A 21,167-nucleotide genomic window follows, 5' to 3' on the forward strand; every position below is an offset into this window, starting at 1 on the left:
CCGCCGCCGACACCTCCACCAGGACGGAGCCCTCCGTGGCCGGGACCGTATCGAACGAGCTGCGCCGAGACGTGCTCGAAGCCAACCTCCGCATCCCCCGGGCCGGGCTCGCCACCCTGACCTGGGGCAATGTGAGCGGCGTCGACCGGGAGGCCGGCGTCTTCGTCATCAAGCCGTCCGGGGTCTCCTACGACGCGCTGGGCGCCGACGACCTCGTCGTCGTCTCGCTGGCCGACGGGAGCGTCGTGGAGGGCCGGCTGCGCCCGTCCACCGACACCGAGACGCACCGCAGCCTCTACCTGGCGTTCCCCTCGATCGGCGGGGTGACCCACACCCACTCCACCCACGCCGTCGCCTTCGCCCAGGCCAGGCGCCCGATCCCGGTGCTCGGCACCACCCACGCCGACACCTTCAACGGGCCCGTCCCGGTCACCGCCGCGCTGACGCCCGAGCAGTGCGCCAAGCACTACGAGTACAACACCGGGCAGGTCATCGTGGACCTCCTGGAGGGCGACGACACCCGGGCCGGTGAGGTGCCCGGCGCCCTGGTCGCGCACCACGGTCCGTTCACCTGGGGAACCGACGCCACCAAGTCCCTGGAGCACGCCATCATCTGCGAGGCGGTCGCGGAGATGGCCCTGCACACCATCGCCCTGGGCGCGGTGGAACCCCCGCAGCACCTGCTGGACCGCCACTTCACCCGCAAACACGGCCCGGACGCCTACTACGGGAACCCCGGAGCCGCGTGAGCCTTCAGGGGCCGGCGGGCGCCCGTACGCTCTCCCGCCGGACCAGCTCCGGGCTGATGACGGGCTGCGCGCCCTTCGGCTCGGCACCGCTGATCAGCCCGAGCAGCAGGTCGAGCGTCGTGGTGGCGACCGCGCCGAAGTCCTGGCGCACGGTGGTCAGCGGCGGCGAGTAGTACGCCGACTCGGGCACGTCGTCGAACCCGACGATGCTCACCTGGTCCGGGACCGAACGCCCCCGCTCGGTCATGGCGCGCAGGGCGCCGAGCGCCTGGTGGTCGTTGGCCGCGAAGACCGCGGTGACCTCGGGCATCCGGGCCAGCATCTGCCCCGCCCGGTATCCGGAGGCGGCGGACCAGTCGCCCGTGCTGACCGGCGGCACCTCCGCCCCGGCCTCCTGGAGCGCCCGGCGCCAGCCGCGGATGCGGCCCGCCGCGTCGAACCAGTCCGGCGGGCCCGAGATGTGCCACACCGTCTCGTGGCCCGCCTCCAGCAGGTGCTTCGTGGCCTCGTACGCGCCCTGCTCCTGGTCGACGGCCACCACCGGCGCGCCGCGCTCGGGGTCGCCGTCGATGGTGACCAGGGGGACCTCGGCGGGCACCCCGGCCAGCGCGGCGTCGGCCGAGGCGGTGGGCGCGATGACCACGATCCCGGCCACCCGCTCGTCGCGGTGGCGCTCGACGGCGGCGGTGATCGAGGACTGCCCCAGCTCGGGCACCCGGTGCACGCTCACCGCGAAGCCCTGGCGGGCGGCGGCGATCTCGAAGGCGGCCAGGAGCGAGGAGGGTCCGTACAGCGTGGAGTTCTGCGCGATCACGCCGATCAGCTGCGAGCGCCCCGTCACCAGGGCGCGCGCCGCGCGGTTGGGCCGGTAGCCCAGCTCCTTCACCGCCGCGAGCACCCGCAGCCGGGTCTGCTCGCGCACATTCGGGTGGCTGTTGAGGACCCGGGACACCGTCTGATGGGACACGCCCGCGAGCCGTGCGACATCGGTCATCGCCGGTTCCCGCACCACTGGACCGGTCGCCGTGGCGTCCTCCACACCCATCTCCTCCTGCCGGTGACCGCCCCGACCCGGCTGTCCGCCGGCGGCCGCGGGTGATCCGCATTGAACGCTCAATCTACGCCCGGCCGAGCTACGGCCCTCGCGGAGAGCGGCCTCGTCCTCGTCCGCCGCGGGGCGGCCTGCGCCCCTCAGTGGCTCGTCGTCGCCCCGAGCACGGGGGAGGCCGTGAACAGGGCCCGGACGGCGGCGGTGACCTGCGCGGCGACCACTTCGGGGGTGGACGCGTCCAGCTTGCCGTCCAGGTGCAGGAACGCCAGCCCGTGGACCAGGGCCCACACCGCGGTCGACAGGGCGTCCGGGTCCACGCCGGGGAAGGCGGCGCGCACGATGTCGCGCACGTACGCGGAGATGGCGGCCGTCGCGGCGACACGCTCCTCGCTCGCCGGGTCGCAGGGCTCGGCGAACATCGCCCGGAAGAGGGCCGGGTGCTCCAGGGCGAACCGCACATAGGCGACGGCGACGGCCGCCATGCCGTCCGGGGTCGAGGGCGCGGGGTCGGCGGCCGTCAGGGCGACGGCGAGTTCGCGGTACCCCTCCGCGGCGACCGCCGAGACAAGCGCCTCGCGGTCCGCGTAATGGCGGTAGGGGCCGTGGGCGAGACGCCGGCCCGGCGGGCGACCGCGCGCATGGACAGGGCCGCGCTGCCGTCCTCCTCCAGCAGTTCGCGGGCCGCCCGCAGGCAGGCGGCGCGCAGATCGCCGTGATGATACGTGCCGTTCCGGGCCATGGGTCCTACCTGCTCTTCCGGTGCCGCGCAATCGATGTAAATGGTGCATACATCCTAGGTGACCGGTGTGGGTGAGGAGGTACCGAAGGGGCCGGCCGCTCCATTGTTGACGGTGCTTACATTGGGTCGTACAGTCATGTGTACACCGCTTACATGAGAGTGAGGCGCACCGTCATGTCTCCGTCAGCCCCGCAGCAGAACACCGTCGCGGTCGACCTGGGAGGCCGCGAGGTCCGTGTTCCCCAGGACGGCCTGTACGACAGGTACCGGATGAATCCCGACCTGGACGTGATCGCCCGGGACCCCCGCGTCAGCGGCGTCGACTTCTTCCGGAAGCTCCCCAAGGTCCGGGTCGACTCACCGGTCGGGCCCACGCTCACCCCGAACTTCTACTACGCGCTCTCGACCGCCCGGCTCACCATGGCGGCGCCCTCCCGCGCGATCCGCGCCCGGCTGCCCGAGGAGCTGGCGCCGCTGGAGATCGTGCCCGGCCTCGGCCTGGTCTCGGTGATGTTCTTCCGGTACGACGTGTGCGACATCGACTTCTACACCGAGGCCGCCGTCGGGATCGCCGTGAAGCCCGCGCGCCACGGCGGGCTCGGGCTCTTCGACCTCGTCTCCGGCCTGAAGAACGAGAGCCTGGACTCCTACGTCCTGTCCCTGCCGGTGAGTTCGGACATCGCCCAGGTCCGCGGCCACGACGGCTACGGCTTCCCCAAGTGGGTGACCGGCCTCGATGTCGCCATCGACCGCACCCGGACGACCGCGCGCGTGGCCAACGCGTCCGGCGGGACGGACCTGTCCCTCCTCGCGGACACCCCGGCCCAGCAGGCGTACCCGAGCGGGGAGCGCGTCGGCTCGCTGACCTCGTACACGACGATCGGCGGCGCCTGGCACTCCACCCTCAACCAGACCAACGTGCTGAGCGCCGGCACGACGCGCCGCACCCGTGGCATCGGCCTCCGGCTCGGCGAGGGCCGGATGTCCGACGACCTGCGGTCGCTGAGGCCCAAGCGGATCATCCAGTTCGACGTGATGACCGAGGGCCAGGCCGCCCTGCACATGCCGGTGCCCACCTCGGTCCGCGGCCGGACCGCGTAGCCGGACCCCGCGACAAAGGAGCCCCCGCCATGGCCACCGCACCAGCCCGCCCCACGACCGCCCGCGGCCCCCGCCTCCCCGCGTCCCTCACCCCGGCCGTGCTCCGGCGCCTCGCCGGCCGCGTCTCGGCGTCGCCGGACGCCACGCGGGTCACGACCAGCGCCCCCTACACCGGCGTCCCCCTCGCCGACCTGCCCGTCTCCACCCCCGCGGACGTCGAGGACGCGTTCGCCCGCGCCCGGATCGCGCAGCGGACCTGGGCCGCGACCCCGCTCGCCGAGCGCAGGAAGATCCTGCTGCGCTACCACGACCTGGTCCTGGCCCGCCAGGACGAGGCCCTGGACCTGATGCAGGCCGAGAACGGCAAGACCCGCCGCGACGCCTTCCTGGAAGTCGTGGACATCGCCATCGTCTCCCGCTACTACGCCCGGAACGCGGCCAGGTACCTCGCCCCCAAGCGCCGTCGCGGCGCGATCCCGCTGCTCACCCACACCACCGAGATCCGCCACCCCAAAGGCGTCGTCGCGGTGGTCTCGCCCTGGAACTATCCGCTGAGCATGGCCGCGAGCGACACCCTCGCCGCCCTGGCGGCCGGGAACGCGGTCGTCCAGAAGCCCGACCCCCAGACCGCGCTCACCGCCCTGTGGTCGATGGAGCTGATGTACGAGGCCGGGCTGCCCGAGGGCGTCTGGCAGATGGTGATCGGCAGGGGCAGCTCCATCGGCGGCGCGCTGATGGACAACGCCGACTACATGATGTTCACCGGCTCCACCGCCACCGGGCGCGCGATCGCGAGCGACGCCGGAAAGCGCCTGATCGGCGCCTCCCTGGAGCTGGGCGGCAAGAACCCGATGATCGTCCTGGACGACGCCGACATCGAGAAGGCGGCGGAGGGGGCCGTCGCGGCCTGCTTCCCCTCGGCCGGACAGCTGTGCGTCTCCGTCGAGCGCCTGTACGTGGCCGAGTCGGTCCGGGACGCGTTCCTCGCCGCGTTCACCGCCCGTACCAAGCGGCTCCGTATCGGCGCGGCGTACGACTACGGCGCCGACGTCGGCAGTCTCACCACCCCCGCCCAGCTGAAGACCGTCACCGAGCACGTCGCCGACGCCGTGGCCAAGGGCGCCACCGTCCTGCCCGGTGGCAGGGCGCGCCCGGATCTCGGCCCGCTCTTCCACGAGCCGACGATCCTCACGGACGTCACCCCCGACATGACCCTGCACTCCCAGGAGACCTTCGGGCCGGTCGTCTCCGTCTACTCCTTCCGCGACGTGGACGACGCCGTGGAACAGGCGAACGCCACCGCGTACGGCCTCAACGCGAGTGTCTGGTCGCGCGACGGCAGGCGCGGCCGGGCCGTCGCCGCCCGCGTCCACGCCGGGACCGTCAACGTCAACGAGGCGTTCGCGGCCGCCTGGGGCAGCGTCGACGCCCCCATGGGCGGCATGGGCGACTCCGGACTCGGCCGCCGCCACGGAGCCGAGGGCATCCTCAAGTACACCGAACCCCAGACCATCGCCCACCAGCGCCTCCAGGGCTTCAGCCCGCCCAGCCGCATCGCCCCCCGGACCTGGGCCGCCCTCCTCACCGGAGGACTCAGGGCCCTCAAGGCGCTCGGTGTCCGCTAGGACCCCGCACCGGCCGTGCCCCATGGCGCCTCCCCGGCCCGGGGCAGATCATGGTTTCGTACCGATTCCATCGGATATCCGGGGATATTCCGAGGCAGAAGGAGGCCCGTCGTGACCAGGGTGTTGTTCGTCGTGTCCGCGGCAGACCGGTGGACCCTGCGGGACGGGGAGGTGCACCCGTCGGGCTTCTGGGGCGAGGAACTCGCGATGCCGCACAAGATCTTCTCCCGGGCCGGGTGGGAGATCACCCTCGCGACCCCGGGCGGGAAGGTCCCGACCCTGGACCGGCTGAGCATGTCCCGGACGGCCGGGCGCCCGTCGAAGCTCCGCGAGGTCGCCGCCTATCTGGAATTCATCCGGGGCGATCTGCACAACCCCCGGAACCTCGGCGACATCGATCCGGACGACTTCGACGTCGTGTTCTACCCCGGTGGGCACGGGCCCATGGAGGACCTGTCCGTCGACCCCGTCTCCGGTGCGCTGCTGACCCGGGTGCTCGCCTCCGGCAAGCCGCTGGCGCTGCTCTGCCACGCACCGGCGGCGGCGTTCGCGGCGCGCGGCGAAGACGGATCCTGGCCGTTCGCCGGCTACCGGATGACGGGCCTGTCCAACCTGGAGGAGAAGTTCAACAGCTTCGGCCGCAAGGCCGTCTGGCTGCTGGAGGACCGGCTGCGGGAGAGCGGCGCGGCGTACTCCAAGGCCCTTCTGCCGCTGCGCCCGTACGTGGTCGTCGACCGCAATCTGTACACGGGGCAGAACCCCTCCTCCTCCGAACGCCTCGCGGAACGCCTCGTCGCCGACGTCGGAGCGGCGCGGCGGACCGGTTAGCCGCGGGCCCCGTAAACGAACACCGGACGGCCCGGACGGGCCCCGGACGTCAAGAGACAAGAAAGAGCGACACTTCCCATGCACACAGTCCTGGGCGCCAACGGACCGATCGGCGAGGAGCTCACCCGCGAGCTGCACCGCACCTTCACACAGGACATCCGGCTGGTCAGCCGGAAACCCGCGAAGATCCACGACACCGACCGGCTCGTCGCGGCCGACCTGACCGACCCCGAGGCCACCGACCGCGCCGTCGAGGGCAGCGAGGTCGCCTACCTCACCGTGGGCCTGCCGATGGACTCCGCGCTGTGGGAGCGTCAGTTCCCCGCGATGATGCGCAACGTCATCGACTCCTGCGCCAAGTACGGCACGAAGCTCGTGTTCTTCGACAACACCTACATGTATCCGGGGACGACCACCCCGCAGACCGAGACGACCGGCTTCGAGCCCAACGGCCGCAAGGGCCGGGTACGCGCGCGGATCGCCACGACGCTGCTCGACGCGATGGCCGACAAGTCCGTCGAGGCCGTCATCTGCCGCGCTCCGGAGTTCTACGGGCCGGGCAAAACCAAGAGCCTCACCAACTCGCTCGTCTTCGACCGGATCAAGGCGGGGAAACGGCCGCTCGTCCCCGTCAGCGCGCACACGGCCCGCTCCCTCATCTGGACGCCGGACGCCAGTCGCGCCATGGCCCTGATCGGCAACACCCCGGACGCCTACGGCCAGACCTGGCACCTGCCCGTCGACCCGGACCGCCTCACCTACGCCGAGCTGGTCGAGGCGGCCGGGGAGATCACCGGCCGCCGGATCCGGTACACGGTGCTGCCCGAGGCCGTCTTCCGGATCGGCGGCCGGTTCATCGGCCAACTGGGAGAGACACGGGAGCTGTTGCCGCGCTACCGGGGCGACAACATCTTCGACACCACGAAGTTCGCGACCCGCTTCCCCGATTTCCCGGTCACCTCCTACCGCGAGGGAATCGCCGGGATCCTGGTGTCGTGACACCGACTCGGGACCGGACCCGTTGTCACTTCGCGACAACGCGTCGCGGGTCCCTACCTCCGCGGTGGGCAACTCCCGCCGTTCAGCTGCCGGTTGCCGTCTTCCAGGCGTCCACGTAGGAGTCGAGTCCGGTGCCGATCTCCGACCAGTCCGGCTCGAAGACGTCGACGCCCTTCATCAGTTGTGCCAGCGCCTCGGCGTTGGCGTCGGTGGCCTCGACATCCGTGCGGGGCGAGAATCCGCCGCCGATGGCGCTGACGTTCTTCTGCGCCTCCTCGGAGAGCATGAAGTCGAGCAGCTTCTTTCCGTTCTCCGGGTGCGGCGCCTTGGCGACGAGACCGGCGGCGTACGGGAGGGCGAAGGTGGTCGGCCGGCCGTCGCCCTTCGCCGGGAACCAGATGCCGAGGTTCGGCATGTCCTTGGACTGGGCGTAGTTCATCTGTACGTCGCCGTTGGCGGCGAGCAGTTCGCCCTTGTCCACCTTGGGGGCGAGCTTGCCGGTGGAGGCCGAGGGGCCGACGTTGTTGGCCTGGAGCTTCTTCAGGTACGCCATCGCCGGCTCCTCGCCGCCGAAGTCGTGCATCGCCTTGATGAGCACGGCGGTGCCGTCACCGGCCACGCCCGGGGTGGAGTACTGCACCTTCTCCTTGTACGAGGAGTCCAGCAGGTCCTCCCAGGACTTCGGCGCGGTCTTCAGCTCCTTCTTGTTGTAGATGAAGCCGAAGTAGTTGTTGACGACCGAGGTCCAGGTGGAGTCCCGCGCCTTGTCCGCGCCGTCGACCCGGTCGGAGCCGGCGGGTGCGTACGTCGCCAGCAGCCCTTTGCTGTCGGCCTGCTGGATGAAGGGCGGCAGTGTGACGAGGACGTCGGCCTGGGTGTTGGTCCGCTCGCGCTGGGCGCGCTGGACCATCTCGCCCGAGCCGCCCTCGACGTACTTGACCTTGATGCCGGTCTTCTTCTCGAAGTCGGCGAAGACCTTGTCGTACCAGCCGTCGTTGTTCTCGCCCTTGAGGCCGTCCGCGCTGTAGACGGTCACGGTCTTCCGGTCCGAAGCGGAGGAGGAACCGCAGCCGGAGAGCGAGGCGGCGAGGGCCAGACAGCCGGTGACGGCGGCGAGGGACCTGAGGTGGTTGCGCATGGGTGGGTGACTCCTGGTGGGTGGGAACGAGGGTGGGTGCCACGGGGGTTCACCGGCGGGCCGGCTACGCGGATCAGCGGTAGGAGGCCCTGGTCCGGATACGGGAGACGCCGAGCAGCACGAGCAGCGTCGAGGCCATGAGGACGGTGGCGACGGCCGCGCCGGTGAAGAGCGAGCCGCGGTCGGTCGCGGCGAAGACCTCGACCGGCAGCGGTGTCCAGTCCGGCGGGTAGAGCATCATCGTGGCGCTCAGCTCCCCCATGGAGAGGGCGAAGCAGAGCCCCGCGGCGGCCGTGAGCGACGGCAGCAGGAGCGGCAGCCTGATCCGCCACAGTGTGTACGCGGGTCCGGCGCCGAGACTCGCCGCCGCTTGCGCGTACCCGGGGTCTAGCCGCACGAGGGCCGCCGAGACCGACTGGTGGGCGAAGGCCGTGACGAGCACGGTGTGCGCCAGGATGACGATCCACGGCGTCCCGTTCAGGAGCAGCGGCGGCCGGCTGAAGGCGACGAGGACCGACAGGCCCACGACCACGGACGGCACGGCGACCGGCAGGACGAACAGGGCGTCCATGAACCGCTTGCCCCGTCCGCCGAGTGAGGCGCCGGCGATCGCCGCCCAGGCGCCGACGAGCAGGGCGAGCAGACCGGCGGTGACGGCGGTGACCAGGCTGGTGGTCAGCGCCCGCAGCGCATCCCCGCCGGTGGCGGCGGCGTAGTGCGCGACCGTGGGACCGGAGGGAAAGGCGCCGGACCAGTGGGTGGCGAACGACGCGGCCAGGATCACCAGCAGCGGCACCGCGAAGAGCGGCAGGAAGAGCAGGAAGAAGACGAGGCGGATCGCCCACCGGGCGGCCCTGCTATGCACCAGCACGTCGGCTCACCACCCGGTACAGGCCGTACAGGCCCACGGAGATCGCGATGTTGACGACGGCGACGACGCAGGCGGCCGGGTAGTCGGACTCCAGGATCGCCTCGCTGTACTCGAGCATCGGCAGGGTGGTGACGCCCTTCGCCCCGGTGAAGAGCACGATGCCGAACTCGTTGAGGCACATCACCAGGACGAGGCTGCCGCCCGCCGCGAGCGCGGGCAGCGCCTCGGGGAGGATCACCCGGCGCACGATGCGCAGCGGCCCGGCACCGAGCGAGGAGGCGACCTCGATCTGCGCGGTGTCCAGCTGCGAGAACGCGGCGAGCAGCGGGCGCATCACGAACGGGGTGAAGTAGGTGATCTCGGCGAGCAGCACTCCCCAGGGCGTGCCCAGGAAGTGGAAGGGCCCTTCGGCCGCCCCCGAGAGGTCGGTCCAGACACCGTTCGCCATCCCGGCGTTCCCGTAGACGAAGAGCAGCGCCAGGGTGATGAGGAAGGACGGGAACGAGAGGAAGACGTCGATGAACCTGGCGACGAGACCCCCGCCGGGGAACGGGACGAAGGCGATCACCAGGGCCAGGACGAAGCCGAGGACGAGACAGCCGGCCGCGGAGCCCGCCGAGAGCCAGACCGTGGTGACGAGCGCCGAGCGGAAGGACGCGGAGCCGAAGACCTCGGCGTACGGCGCGAACGAGAGGCCGCCCCCGTCCGGGCTGACGGACTGCCGGACGACGAGGAAGAGCGGATAGAGGAAGACCAGCGCCAGCGCGACGACCGGGGGCAGCGCCCAGAGGAACGCCGGCGCGCGCCGCGGCTGACGCGGCCCGGGCCCGGTGGCGGGCGGCGAGGGCCGGGGGCCGGCCGGCACCGCGGCGGACTCCCGTACGCGGATGGGCGAGGCGCTAGACATCGGACCCTCCGGACGGCCCGGCAGCCGGGAGCAGCACGGCGTCCTCGGCGGCGAAGTGGAGGGTGAGCCGGTCGCCGAGCGCCGGGGTCTCGCGCAGTTCGCGCACATCGGCGGTGAGGCGGTGCCCCGACACGTCGACGCCGAGACGGTGGGTGTCCCCGCGCCACTGGACCTCGGCGACGGTACCGGTCAGGGCGTTGGGGCCGGCCCCGATCCCGACCCGGTGCGGGCGTACGCAGAGCGTGGCGTCCTCCCCGGGGCGGGCGCCGCCGGTGGTGGTGGCGAGCGGCTGCCCGGCGAAGTCGACCGTGTCCGCTCCCGGGCCGACGCGCACCGGCAGCAGGTTGGCGCTGCCGACGAAGGACGCGGTGAACTCGGTGCGCGGGCGCCGGTACAGCTCCTGGGGGGTGCCGCAGTCCTGGAGCCTCGCCCGGTCCATGACCGCGATCCGGTCCGCCAGGGTCAGCGCCTCGATCTGGTCGTGGGTGACGTAGAGGATCGACACCTCGGGAAGTTCCCTGTGCAGCCTGGCGAGTTCGGCCAGCATGCCCGAGCGCAGCTGCGCGTCCAGGGCGGACAGCGGTTCGTCCAGGAGCAGTACCGAGGGCCGGATCGCGAGGGCGCGGGCGATGGCGACCCGCTGCTGCTGGCCGCCCGAGAGCTCCCGTGGGTAGCGCTTCGCGTAGGCGCTCATGCCGGTCATCTCCAGCGCCTCGCCGACCCGCACCGGTATGTCGGCCCTGGCTGTCCTGCGCGTCCTGAGGCCGAAGGCGACGTTCTCCTCGACCCGCATGTGCGGGAAGAGCGCGTACTGCTGGACGACCATGCCGATGCCCCGCTTGTGCGGGGGCAGGTCGGTGACGTCCCGGTCGCCGAGGTGGACCCGCCCGGAGACGGGGCGCACGAATCCGGCGACGGCGCGCAGCGCGGTGGTCTTGCCCGACCCGGACGGGCCGAGCAGGGCCATGACCTCGCCGGGCCCGACGGTGAGGTCCAGCCGGTCGAGGACCACGTTGCCGTCGTACGCGACGGTGACCTGGTCGAACCGGATCCCCGGCCCGACCGCCCCGGCCGTCATGCCTCGGCCCCCGCGATCACTCCGGGTAGCTCGGCGACGGACCCGAGGACATGCGTGGCCCCGTGCCGGAGCAGCTGGTCCCGGTCGTGGGCGCCGGTGAGGACGCCCGCGACGATGCCCGCCCCGGCGCGCACCCCGCTGAGCATGTCGTACGAGGTGTCCCCGGCGACCGCGATCCGCCGCACGTCGTCCACGGCGCCGGTGCGCAGCAGCGCGGCGAGCACCATGTCCGGGTAGGGCCGGCCCCGGCCGCCCGCGTCCGCCGGGCAGAGCGTCAGCGCGGCCAGGTCCTGCCAGCCGAGGGCGGCGAGGATGGCGTCCTGGGTGACGCGGGCGAAGCCGGTGGACAGGACGACGGTGCGGCCGGCGGCGCGCAGCTCCTCGACGGCCTCGCGGGCGCCGGGGACCGGCGCGATCGCGCCGCCGTCGACGAGTTCGCCGTACGCCTCCTCGAAGGCGGCGTTGGCGCGCTGCGCCGTGGCCTCGTCCCCGAAGAGGTGCCGGAAGACGGAGATCTTGGACTCGCCCATGGTGGCGCGGACGTAGTCGAGCTTCTCGGCGTGGTCGGGGGAGCCGGCCTCGACACCGAGGCGTCCGGCGGCGGCGGAGAACGCCCGCTCGACCAGGCCGCCGTCGGCGACCGTGGTGCCCGCCATGTCCAGGACGACGAGTCGGTAGGAGTGGTCCTGCGTGGTCATCTTCACCAGCCCAGTTCGTCGGCGGTCTGTTCGGCGATGGCGGGGGAGCAGGTCATGCCCCGCCCCCCGGGCCCGGTGACGAGCCAGACCCCGTCGGCCACCTGCCGGCGGTGGACGACGCGGCCGGGGTCGGTGCACTGGGCGTACACCCCGGCCCAGCGGTGCCGGATGCGCGGCAGCGGGCGGCCGAGGAAGGACTCGACGACGCCGGTGAGGTGCTCGTACGGCTCCTCGACGGTGTCGAACGGGAAGGGGTGCTCGTACTCGTGGGTGTCCCCGATGGTCAGCCCGCCGTCCAGGCGCTGCACCATCAGCAGCTGCATCCGGTGCGCGGACGCGGTCGGGGCCTGCGGCTGCCCGTCGTTGAGGGCGTCGAGCGCCGGGCCGCCGTACGCGGGGTAGTAGCGGAAGCTGTCGGCGTCCGCGACCGAGGTGGTGAGCCTCTCGCCGAGCGGGTCGGTCTGCATCATCTGGAGACGGACCCGCCGCACCGGCAGACCGGGTCCCGCCAGCTCACGGACGAGGCCGCCGAGCCAGGCGCCGGTCGCCAGGATCACGGCGTCACCGGTGTGGACGTCGCCGTGGTCGTCACGCACCGATGCGGCACCGACCACCTCGCGGACCTCCCGGCCGCCGAGGTAGGCGTACCGGCCGGACGCCAGCAGCGCCTGCTTAAGGGCGAGTTGTGCGGTGCGGGGCTCCACGGCCGCGTCCCGTTCGCACCACAGGGCGGAGCCGAACGTGCCGCGCAGGGCGGGGTTGAGCGCGCGGGCCTCGTCGGCGGTGACCAGCTTGTAGCCGCGGGCGGCGGCGTCGTCCCGGGCGACGGCCGCCTCGGCGACGGCGACCTCGAGGCCGGTGCGCAGCGGGGTGAGCGAACCGCAGGGGCGGAAACCCAGACCGGGCACCTCGGCGCCGATGCCCTCCCACAGCTCACGCGCCCGCAGCGCCGTATCCAGCTCCTCGCCACCGGCCCGGCCGCTGACCCAAATCTGTCCGAAATTGCGGAGCGATGCCCCGCGCGCCTCACTCTCGCGCTCGATCTGTACGACCTCGTGGCCGCGGTTCACTGCGTGCCAGGCGTGCATGGTTCCCACCACGCCGGCTCCTACGACGATGACCTTCACGGCGGCAACACTCCTCGGGTCCGGTGACTCTCTTCGGTCTGCGGGGCGACGAGACGGTAAACGGACCCGCAAGCTTGGACTAGACCCGTTATGTTTCCGTGACCAAAAAGTCGGGAGGAACGGCACATCTCATGCCATCCGGCCGGTCAGTGCGGTCGCGCGTGACCCAAGTGCGTACGGAAGGAGAACCGGTCGCCCCGGAAGAGGGTGCGGACCCGCTCCAGCGGACGGCCTTCGGCATCCCGCGACAGGCGGTGCAGCAGCAGCATCGGCAGAGCGGGCGGGGTGCCGATGAGCAGCGCCTCGCGGGGCGTCGCGAGGACGGTCTCGATCCGCTCGTCCGCGTCCCCGAAGGAGAGCGAGAGCTTCTCGGTCAGGTACGCGTAGAAGGAGGAGTCCGGATCGAACCCGGTGTCCAGGGCGGGCACCCGGGCGACCGTGACATAGGTGCTCTCCAGCCCCACCCGCTCGTCGTCGGCGAGCAGCACCCGCTCCATGTGCCAGACCGGTTCGCCGGCCTCCACCTCGATCTCGGCGGCCAGCGCCGCCGGGCAGGGGAAGCGTTCGAGACCGATGAGATTCCGCCCCGGCCGCCGGCCCTGCCGGCGTACGCCCTCGGTGTAACTGGCCAGTGAGAGCGGCTGTTCCAGCTTGGGCCCCGCCACCACGGTCCCGCGCCCCTGCCGGCGCAGCCGCCCCTCCAGCAGGAGTTCACGCAGCGCCTGCCGGACCGTCTCCCGCGACACCTCGTGGCGCAGCGCCAGGTCGCGCTCGGTGGGAAGCGTGTCTCCCTCCTCCAAGCCGTCGATGAGGGAGAGGAGTCGCGCCTTGACCGCGTAGTACTTCGGAATGCGGCCGTGCTCCGGGATGCCGGAGCGCACGGGGGCGCCGGGTGCCTGATCGTTCGGGTAGTCCACCCGCCGATGGTGGCACGGGAGCGGGCCGGAGCTCCGGTCGAGCAGTGGGTAGCCTGGCGAAATGCTGACAGAGGTAACAGCGACCCGCTATGTCACGCCCTTGCGTGAAGGCGGCTCGCTCCCCGGGATCGTCGAGGCCGACGATCTCGGCACGTACGTCATGAAGTTCACCGGAGCCGGGCAGGGGCGCAAGACCCTCGTCGCGGAGGTGATCTGCGGGCAGCTCGGGCGGCGGCTCGGGCTGCGGGTGCCCGAGCTCGTGCAGATCCAGCTCGACCCGGTCATCGGACTCGCCGAGCCCGACCAGGAGGTGCAGGAGCTGCTGAAGGCCAGCGGCGGCCTGAACCTCGGGATGGACTTCCTGCCCGGCTCCCTCGGCTTCGACGCGCTCGCCTACGAGGTCGACCCGCGCGAGGCCGGGCGGATCGTCTGGTTCGACGCGCTGATCAACAACGTCGACCGGTCCTGGCGCAACCCGAACATGCTCGTCTGGCACGGCGACCTCTGGCTCATCGACCACGGCGCCACCATGATCTGGCACCACAACTGGCCCGGCGCCCAGGCGTCCGCCGCCAAGCCGTACAACGCCTCCGACCACGCCCTCGCCCCCTTCCGGCCCGACATCGCATCGGCCGCCGCCGAACTCGCCCCGCTGGTGACGCCCGAGCTGCTCGCGGAGGCCGCCGCCGACGTCCCCGACGAGTGGCTGGTGGACGAACCGGGCTTCGGCTCGACGGACGAGCTGCGGCAGGCGTACGTGGACGCGCTGGCTGCCCGCGCGGCCACCATCCACGAGCGGATCGTCATGGACGCGCCCACCCCCGACAAGCCGTCCCAGGCCCCGGGCTGGATCACCGAACGCCTCGCACCGCGCGGCCACGCCGAGGCCGGCGAGAAGGGCGGCCGGGCATGAGCGGGCGCGATGTCTTCGAGTACGCGCTGCTGCGCGTCGTCCCCCGCGTCCAGCGCGGGGAGTGCTTCAACGCCGGTGTGGTCGTCTACTGCCGCGCCAAGGGCTTCGTGGCCGCCCGCACCGAGCTGGACGAGGCCAAGCTGAAGGCCCTCGACCCCGGCGCCGACGTGACCGGGGTCCGGGCCGCGCTGCACGCCGTCGAGGGCATCTGCCGCGGCGGTACGGACGCGGGCCAGGCCGCGGGCGACGACGCGGGCAGGCGCTTCCGCTGGCTGATCGCGCCGCGCTCCACCGTCGTACAGCCCGGGCCCGTGCACAGCGGCCTCACCGCCGATCCCGAGGCCGAGGTGGAGCGGCTGCTCGACCTGCTGGTGCGCTGATCCGCGCCCCGGGCCGCCGTCCGCCCACCGGGTGACGGCGGCCCGGCGGGGTGTGACATGCGCCGCTGCGCCCGTGGCCCGTTGACACCGGGTGCCAGGGCTTCTAGCGTCTCGTCTGCTGAAGGTACTAAGCGGTTGCTCAGTCATCGGGCGGTTTCTCTCCGGAGCCCCCGACGTCCGCTGAGCCGCTATCCAAGGGCGAGGAGAGCCAAGCATGTCGACCAGCGAGCAGCGCGTAGCCATCGTGACGGGAGCGGCCCGGGGCATCGGTGCCGCCACCGCGGTACGTCTGGCGGCCGAGGGCCGCGCCGTCGCCGTACTCGACCTCGACGAGGCGGCCTGCAAGGACACCGTCGAGAAGATCACCGCCGCCGGGGGCAAGGCCCTCGCCGTCGGCTGCGACGTGTCGGACGGCGCCCAGGTGGAGGCCGCCGTCGCCCGGGTCGCCGCCGAGCTCGGCGCCCCGACCATCCTCGTCAACAACGCGGGCGTGCTCCGCGACAACCTGCTCTTCAAGATGAGCGAGTCCGACTGGGACACCGTGATGAACGTGCACCTCAAGGGCGCGTTCCTGATGGCCAAGGCCGTCCAGAAGCACATGGTGGACGCCAAGTTCGGCCGTATCGTCTCGCTGTCCTCCTCCTCGGCGCTCGGCAACCGCGGCCAGGCCAACTACTCGGCGGTCAAGGCCGGTCTCCAGGGCTTCACCAAGACGCTCGCCAAGGAGCTCGGCAAGTTCGGCATCACCGCCAACGCCGTCGCGCCCGGCTTCATCGTCACCGAGATGACCGCGCAGACCGCCGCCCGCGTCGGCATGGGCTTCGAGGAGTTCCAGGCGGCCGCCGCGACGCAGATCCCGGTCCAGCGCGTCGGCGTCCCCGACGACATCGCCAACGCCATCGCCTTCTTCACGGGCGACGCCGCCGGCTTCGTCTCCGGCCAGGTCATGTACGTGGCCGGCGGACCGCTCAACTGACCCGAAGGGCTGCGGACAACATGACTGTGCAGGACAGCGGCAAGGTCGCGCTGATCACCGGCGCGAGCCGGGGCATCGGCTACGGCATCGCGCAGGCGCTCGTGGAGCGCGGCGACCGGGTGTGCATCACCGGGCGCAACGAGGACGCCCTGAAGGAGGCCGTCGAGACGCTCGGCGCCGACCGGGTCATCGGCGTCGCCGGCAAGGCGCACGACGAGGCGCACCAGGCGGTGGCCGTCGCCCGCACCATGGAGGCGTTCGGCCGGGTGGACTTCCTGGTCAACAACGCCGGCACCAACCCGGTCTTCGGGCCGATCGCGGAGCTCGACCTGAACGTCGCCCGCAAGGTCTTCGAGACCAACGTGGTCTCGGCGCTCGGCTTCGCCCAGCAGACCTGGAAGGCGTGGCAGAAGGAGAACGGCGGGGCGATCGTCAACATCGCCTCGGTCGCCGGTGTCTCCGCCTCGCCGTTCATCGGCGCGTACGGGATGAGCAAGGCGGCCATGGTCAACCTGACCCTCCAACTGGCGCACGAGTTCGCGCCGGTGGTCCGGGTCAACACGATCGCCCCGGCGGTCGTCAAGACCCGCTTCGCCCAGGCGCTCTACGAGGGCCGCGAGGAGGAGGCCGCGGCCGCCTACCCGCTCGGCCGGCTCGGGGTGCCCGAGGACATCGGCGGGGCCGCCGCGTTCCTCACCTCCGACCAGTCCGCGTGGATCACGGGCCAGACCCTGGTCGTCGACGGGGGCATTTTCCTGAATGCCGGAGTCGGCTGATCCGGCCTGGGCCGATATGGCCCCGATTGCCTCAAGTGCCCCGCCGGGCCTGCGGATTGACCCGGCGGGGCGCTGCGGTATGGTCTGCCGACCCATGGCTGATCGAGGAGCGTGCACGTGTTCTACCGGGCCAGTCTGCAAGCCGCTGCAGCCCTTGCGTCCCTGTCCTTGCTGGCCGGCTGCGGGCTGTTGCCCGGCGGCGGCTCGGAGGTGGACCAGAAGCTCGCCGTCGGGACGACCAGTGAGCCGTCGACCCTCGACCCGGCGGCGGCGTGGGACGGCTCCTGGGAGCTGATGCGGAACGTCTTCCAGACGCTGGTGAGCTTCCCCACCGGCAGCACGAAGCCCGAACCGGACGCGGCCGAGGAGTGCAGGTTCACCGACCGCACCAGCACCGCCTACCGGTGCACGCTCCGCAAGGGGCTGAAGTTCTCCAACGGCGACAAGCTGGACGCGGCGGCCGTGAAGTACTCCATCGACCGGATCTCGGAGATCGGGGTCAAGGGCGGACCCGTCGGCATGCTCGGCTCGCTCGACCGGGTCGAGACCAAGGGCGACGACGTCGTCATCTTCAACCTGAAGAAGCCCGACGCCACCTTCCCGTTCGTGCTGGCCACCCCGGCCATGTCCCTGGTCGCGCCGAGCGCGTACTCGAAGCACAAGATCCGCGACGACGGCAAGGTCATCGGTTCCGGCCCCTACCTGCTGGACTCCTACCAGCAGGGCGACCGCTCCGAACTGGTGAAGAACCCCGACTACAAGGGCTTCGCCGACCGCAAGAACGACGCCGTGACCATCCGGTACTTCAAGGAGTCCGGCGCCATGGTGAAGGCGCTCCGGAACAACGAGATCGACGCCACCTACCGCGGCCTGTCCGCCGAGGACGTCGTCAGCATCGAGGACAGCAAGAGCAGCGGCAACGGGCAGGCCGACGACCTCCAGATCGTGGAGTCCACCGGCGCCGACATCCGCTTCCTGGTCTTCAACCCGGACGACCCCGCCGCCGGGAAACCGGCCGTCCGGCGGGCGATAGCCCAGCTGGTCGACCGGGACGCACTCGTCGCCAAGGTCTACCGGGGCACGGCCGAACCGCTGTACTCGATGGTCCCCAAGGGCATCGCCACGCACACCACCAGCTTCTTCGACACCTTCGGCAACCCCAGCAAGGACAAGGCCCGCCAGATCCTGGCCGACGCGCACATCAGCACGCCCGTCCCCGTGACCTTCTGGTACACCACCGACCGCTACGGCTCCTCGACCGAGCCCGAGTTCGGCGAACTGAAGCGCCAGCTGGAGGAGTCCGGACTCTTCCGCATCACCCTGAAGCACCGGCCGTGGAAGACCTTCCAGGAGGGCTTCACCAAGGGGGAGTACCCGGTCTTCGGCCGGGGCTGGTTCCCCGACTTCCCGGACCCGGACAACTTCATCGCCCCCTTCGTGGGCAAGAACAGCGTCACGGGCATGCCGTACGCGCAGGACGAGATCACCAAGCAGCTGCTGCCCCGTTCCCGCAAGCAGAGCGACCGGGGCGCCGTCGCCGCGGAGTTCGAGCGGGCCCAGAAGATCCTGGTGGACGACGTGCGGCTGCTGCCGCTGTGGCAGGGCAAGCTGTACGTGGCGGAGGGCGAGGACATCGGCGGCGGCGAGCGCGCCCTGGACCCGCAGACCGTCATGCAGATGTGGGAGCTGTACCGCAAGGCCAGCTGGTGACACCGCGCGCGGACCGCGTTGTCAGTGGCGCCCGGTAGGTTCTGGGATCAAGAACGGATTGCCTACCGGAGGTTGTTCACTGTGACCGACACCGACCTGCTGCCCGAGTCCTGGCGCGGCGTCCTCGGCGAAGAGCTGCAGAAGCCGTACTTCAAGGAGCTCACCGAGTTCGTCGAGGAGGAGCGCGCCGCCGGACCGGTCTACCCGCCCCGGGAGCAGGTGTTCGCGGCCCTCGAAGCGACCCCGTACGACAAGGTGAAGGTCCTGGTCCTCGGGCAGGACCCCTACCACGGCGAGGGCCAGGGGCACGGCCTCTGCTTCTCCGTGCGGCCGGGCGTGAAGACCCCGCCCTCGCTGCGCAACATCTACAAGGAGATGCAGGAGGAGCTGGGCCTGCCCGTCCCGGACAACGGCTATCTGATGCCGTGGGCCGAGCAGGGCGTCCTGCTGCTCAACGCCGTGCTCACCGTCCGCGCGGGCGAGGCCAACTCGCACAAGGGCAAGGGCTGGGAGAAGGTGACCGACGCGGTGATCCGGGCCGTCGCCGCCCGCCCCGACCCGGCGGTCTTCGTCCTCTGGGGCAACTACGCGCAGAAGAAGCTCCCCCTGATCGACACCGAGCGCCATGTGGTGGTGAAGGGTGCCCACCCCTCGCCGCTGTCCGCGAAGAAGTTCTTCGGCTCCCGCCCCTTCACCCAGATAAACGAGGCCGTCGCCCAGCAGGGCCACCAGCCCATCGACTGGCGCATCCCCGACCTGGGCTGAGCCGCGCCCGAGCCTCCGCGTGTCCGCCCGTCCCGGCGGCTAGCGTCGGAAGCCGGACCGCCGGTTCGGGCGGGCGGGTGCGAGGAGGCCGTGGTGACGGAGCAGCGGGAGGCGTCGGAGGACGTCTTCATGACCAGGATCGGCCAGGCGGTCATGCTGCTGCACGGAGGCGACCGGGAGGAGGCCCGCAACCGCTTCACCGTGCTCTGGTCCGAGATCGGCGACGAGGGCGACGCCCTGCACCGGTGCACCCTGGCGCACTACATGGCCGATACGCAGGACGACCCGGCCGACGAGCTGGCCTGGGACCTGCGCGCGCTGACCGCCGCCCGCGCCCTGGCCGACGAGGGAGCGGCCGGCGAGCGGGACGCGCTCGCGATGCGCGCCTTCTACCCGTCGCTGCACCTCAACCTCGCCGCGGACTACATGAAGCTCCAGCGCCCGGGCGCCGCCCGGGACCACCTGGAGCGGGCCCGGGCGGCCTCGGCGGTGCTGGCCGACGACGGCACGGACGACGGATACGGGGGCGGTGTCCGGGCGGCGATCGGCCGGCTGGAACGGCGGCTGCGCGAGTGGTGACCGGTGCCTTCGGAGCGCCGCCTCACCGCCCGTAGGTGCGGTCGCAGATCCGGGACTGCGGGCTGCCCGTCGGCCAGTGGCCGTAGCCCCGGCCGAGATCGCACACCCCGGACCCGCCGCCGGGCGCGGGCAGGACCGGCGCGGGGCCGGGCGGGGCGATCCGGCGCGGCAGCGGCAGGTCCGGGGCGGGCGCGGCCCGGCGCGGCGGCGGAAGCCGCGGTTCGGCGGGACGTGCGGCCGGGCGCCCCGGCGACGGCTTGTGCGCGGCGGACGGCGAGGCCGGGCGGGAGGGCTTCGCCTTCGGTACGGCCTCCAGCGTGTCGTGGACCGGCGGCCCGGCGGTCTGCGGGGCCAGGTCATGGGCCGGCCGGCTGACCCCCGGGCGCGGCGGGGCGGCCGGGTGCGGCTGGACGGACACGCACCCGGACAGGGCCGCGACCGCGAGGCCGACCAGGAGTTTCACGGCGGTTCTCGTTCGTTGCACGAGATCAACTCTGCGGGGCCGGTGACCGGTCCAGGCCGCCGTCGCCCCCGATCCGCCCGCACGAGTGACGCCGGTCAGCACGGCGCAGCAACGGCGCGTCAGTGCCCCAGCATCCCGCGCAGCAGCTCGCCGAAGCCCGTCCGCAGCTCCGCCTCGCTCGGTACGGAGCGGTGGTAGGAGCCGGCCGCGCACGAGAACATCAGCCCCTCGCACCAGGCCACCAGGGACAGCGTGTGCCGTTCCGGCTCCGGCGACCCGGCCGCCGTCATCAGCGCCACCAGCGGGGCGCGGAACTGCATGCCCGTCGCGTCGAAGAACTCCCGCAGCTCGGGGCGGCGGGTCGCCTCCAGCGCCAGTTCGTACCGGCAGACCAGCAGCTCGGGGTGGTGCGTCAGATAGCGGTGCAGAGCCCTGGCCAGCCCCGCGACCAGCTCGCCGGTGTCCGCGCCCGCCCCGAGCCCGCCGGGCGCGAGGACCCGCCCCTCCCGCTCCGCGAGCCGTCGCACCGCCGCCTCCAGGAGGGCCTGCCGGGTCCGGGCGTGGTTCGACGTCGAGCCCTGGGGCAGCCCGGCCCGCTCGTCCACCGCGCGGTGCGTCAGCCCCCGCATGCCGCGCTCCGCGAGGAGGGCGAGGGCGGCGTCGGCGATCAGTTCGGCCCGGTCGGAGCCGGTGGGGCGTGCGGCCATGGGGTCAACCTACCGTCGCGACTACAGCTGTAGTACGTTGGACCGTGGCACTACAGGTGTAGTTGCCGTG

At 72.1% G+C, this 21,167-nt stretch carries 22 protein-coding genes and 1 pseudogene; 12 read left to right on the forward strand and 11 right to left on the reverse strand.

Going from position 1 to position 21,167, the window contains the following annotated elements; translation table 11 throughout:
* Positions 1 to 35 precede the first annotated feature (35 nt).
* On the forward strand, positions 36 to 749 hold the full coding sequence (gene araD, locus NEH16_RS27375; protein WP_265545558.1) for an L-ribulose-5-phosphate 4-epimerase AraD: 714 nt from the start codon (positions 36 to 38) through the stop codon (positions 747 to 749).
* Between the two features lie 4 nt (positions 750 to 753).
* On the opposite strand, the gene NEH16_RS27380 is transcribed toward araD, so the two are convergent.
* Together NEH16_RS27380 and NEH16_RS27385 are read right to left on the reverse strand one after the other, a co-directional pair.
* On the reverse strand, positions 754 to 1,743 hold the full coding sequence (locus NEH16_RS27380; RefSeq protein ID WP_265545559.1) for a LacI family DNA-binding transcriptional regulator: 990 nt from the start codon (positions 1,741 to 1,743) through the stop codon (positions 754 to 756).
* A 197-nt stretch (positions 1,744 to 1,940) separates the two neighbouring features.
* Positions 1,941 to 2,539, reverse strand: a pseudogene (locus NEH16_RS27385) (TetR/AcrR family transcriptional regulator).
* A gap of 174 nt (positions 2,540 to 2,713) precedes the next feature.
* On the opposite strand from NEH16_RS27385, the gene NEH16_RS27390 reads away from it, so the two are divergent.
* The 4 genes from NEH16_RS27390 (at position 2,714) to NEH16_RS27405 (ending at position 7,092) form a co-directional block, all read left to right on the forward strand.
* The gene (locus NEH16_RS27390) at positions 2,714 to 3,640 is read left to right on the forward strand and encodes an acetoacetate decarboxylase family protein (protein ID WP_265545562.1); all 927 of its coding nucleotides are present in this window, start codon (positions 2,714 to 2,716) and stop codon (positions 3,638 to 3,640) included.
* Positions 3,641 to 3,669: 29 nt separating this feature from the next.
* Positions 3,670 to 5,265 carry a succinic semialdehyde dehydrogenase gene (locus tag NEH16_RS27395; protein ID WP_265545563.1) on the forward strand — a complete coding sequence of 532 codons (1,596 nt, stop codon included), beginning with the start codon at positions 3,670 to 3,672 and terminating at the stop codon, positions 5,263 to 5,265.
* Positions 5,266 to 5,376: 111 nt separating this feature from the next.
* Positions 5,377 to 6,093 carry a type 1 glutamine amidotransferase domain-containing protein gene (locus NEH16_RS27400; protein WP_265545565.1) on the forward strand — a complete coding sequence of 239 codons (717 nt, stop codon included), beginning with the start codon at positions 5,377 to 5,379 and terminating at the stop codon, positions 6,091 to 6,093.
* 78 nt (positions 6,094 to 6,171) lie between these two features.
* Positions 6,172 to 7,092: an NAD-dependent epimerase/dehydratase family protein gene (locus tag NEH16_RS27405; RefSeq protein WP_265545567.1), complete on the forward strand. Its 921-nt coding sequence runs from the start codon at positions 6,172 to 6,174 to the stop codon at positions 7,090 to 7,092.
* Positions 7,093 to 7,174: 82 nt separating this feature from the next.
* Here NEH16_RS27405 and NEH16_RS27410 read toward each other — a convergent pair whose 3' ends face one another.
* From NEH16_RS27410 to NEH16_RS27440, 7 genes are all read right to left on the reverse strand, one after another.
* A complete protein-coding gene (locus NEH16_RS27410; RefSeq protein ID WP_265545569.1) occupies positions 7,175 to 8,230 on the reverse strand; it encodes a 2-aminoethylphosphonate ABC transporter substrate-binding protein in 1,056 nt (351 codons plus the stop codon).
* Positions 8,231 to 8,303: 73 nt separating this feature from the next.
* Complete coding sequence (locus tag NEH16_RS27415; protein ID WP_265545570.1) at positions 8,304 to 9,101, reverse strand: ABC transporter permease; 798 nt, start codon at positions 9,099 to 9,101, stop codon at positions 8,304 to 8,306.
* Entirely contained in the window at positions 9,088 to 10,008 is a 921-nt protein-coding gene (locus NEH16_RS27420) for a 2-aminoethylphosphonate ABC transporter permease subunit (RefSeq protein ID WP_265545571.1), read from the reverse strand. Before NEH16_RS27420 ends, NEH16_RS27415 begins: the two co-directional genes overlap by 14 nt.
* A complete protein-coding gene (locus NEH16_RS27425) occupies positions 10,001 to 11,086 on the reverse strand; it encodes an ABC transporter ATP-binding protein (protein ID WP_265545572.1) in 1,086 nt (361 codons plus the stop codon). The genes NEH16_RS27420 and NEH16_RS27425 overlap by 8 nt, the downstream gene beginning before the upstream one ends.
* On the reverse strand, positions 11,083 to 11,784 hold the full coding sequence (locus tag NEH16_RS27430) for a phosphonatase-like hydrolase (protein WP_073969048.1): 702 nt from the start codon (positions 11,782 to 11,784) through the stop codon (positions 11,083 to 11,085). Before NEH16_RS27430 ends, NEH16_RS27425 begins: the two co-directional genes overlap by 4 nt.
* A gap of 2 nt (positions 11,785 to 11,786) precedes the next feature.
* Positions 11,787 to 12,911, reverse strand: coding sequence for a TIGR03364 family FAD-dependent oxidoreductase (locus NEH16_RS27435; protein WP_265545575.1), 1,125 nt, complete (start codon positions 12,909 to 12,911; stop codon positions 11,787 to 11,789).
* 146 nt (positions 12,912 to 13,057) lie between these two features.
* A complete protein-coding gene (locus NEH16_RS27440; protein WP_265545577.1) occupies positions 13,058 to 13,828 on the reverse strand; it encodes a GntR family transcriptional regulator in 771 nt (256 codons plus the stop codon).
* Positions 13,829 to 13,889: 61 nt separating this feature from the next.
* Here NEH16_RS27440 and NEH16_RS27445 point away from each other — a divergent pair, with 61 nt between their 5' ends.
* From NEH16_RS27445 to NEH16_RS27475, 7 genes are all read left to right on the forward strand, one after another.
* Positions 13,890 to 14,741 carry a HipA family kinase gene (locus NEH16_RS27445; protein ID WP_265545579.1) on the forward strand — a complete coding sequence of 284 codons (852 nt, stop codon included), beginning with the start codon at positions 13,890 to 13,892 and terminating at the stop codon, positions 14,739 to 14,741.
* Entirely contained in the window at positions 14,738 to 15,121 is a 384-nt protein-coding gene (locus NEH16_RS27450) for a DUF3037 domain-containing protein (protein ID WP_073968988.1), read from the forward strand. The genes NEH16_RS27445 and NEH16_RS27450 overlap by 4 nt, the downstream gene beginning before the upstream one ends.
* A gap of 214 nt (positions 15,122 to 15,335) precedes the next feature.
* On the forward strand, positions 15,336 to 16,097 hold the full coding sequence (gene fabG, locus NEH16_RS27455) for a 3-oxoacyl-ACP reductase FabG (protein ID WP_073968987.1): 762 nt from the start codon (positions 15,336 to 15,338) through the stop codon (positions 16,095 to 16,097).
* A gap of 20 nt (positions 16,098 to 16,117) precedes the next feature.
* Complete coding sequence (locus NEH16_RS27460; RefSeq protein WP_073968986.1) at positions 16,118 to 16,873, forward strand: SDR family oxidoreductase; 756 nt, start codon at positions 16,118 to 16,120, stop codon at positions 16,871 to 16,873.
* A 117-nt stretch (positions 16,874 to 16,990) separates the two neighbouring features.
* On the forward strand, positions 16,991 to 18,583 hold the full coding sequence (locus NEH16_RS27465; RefSeq protein ID WP_265547398.1) for an ABC transporter substrate-binding protein: 1,593 nt from the start codon (positions 16,991 to 16,993) through the stop codon (positions 18,581 to 18,583).
* 81 nt (positions 18,584 to 18,664) lie between these two features.
* Positions 18,665 to 19,348 carry a uracil-DNA glycosylase gene (locus NEH16_RS27470; protein ID WP_073968984.1) on the forward strand — a complete coding sequence of 228 codons (684 nt, stop codon included), beginning with the start codon at positions 18,665 to 18,667 and terminating at the stop codon, positions 19,346 to 19,348.
* Positions 19,349 to 19,441: 93 nt separating this feature from the next.
* On the forward strand, positions 19,442 to 19,927 hold the full coding sequence (locus tag NEH16_RS27475) for a hypothetical protein (protein ID WP_265545582.1): 486 nt from the start codon (positions 19,442 to 19,444) through the stop codon (positions 19,925 to 19,927).
* Positions 19,928 to 19,949: 22 nt separating this feature from the next.
* Here NEH16_RS27475 and NEH16_RS27480 read toward each other — a convergent pair whose 3' ends face one another.
* On the reverse strand, positions 19,950 to 20,411 hold the full coding sequence (locus NEH16_RS27480) for a hypothetical protein (protein ID WP_430523772.1): 462 nt from the start codon (positions 20,409 to 20,411) through the stop codon (positions 19,950 to 19,952).
* A gap of 98 nt (positions 20,412 to 20,509) precedes the next feature.
* Entirely contained in the window at positions 20,510 to 21,097 is a 588-nt protein-coding gene (locus NEH16_RS27485; protein WP_265545584.1) for a TetR/AcrR family transcriptional regulator, read from the reverse strand.
* Between the last annotated feature and the right edge of the window lie 70 nt (positions 21,098 to 21,167).

Origin of the sequence: Streptomyces drozdowiczii, assembly GCF_026167665.1 — a bacterium.
Classification (GTDB): Bacteria; Actinomycetota; Actinomycetes; order Streptomycetales; family Streptomycetaceae; genus Streptomyces; species Streptomyces drozdowiczii_A.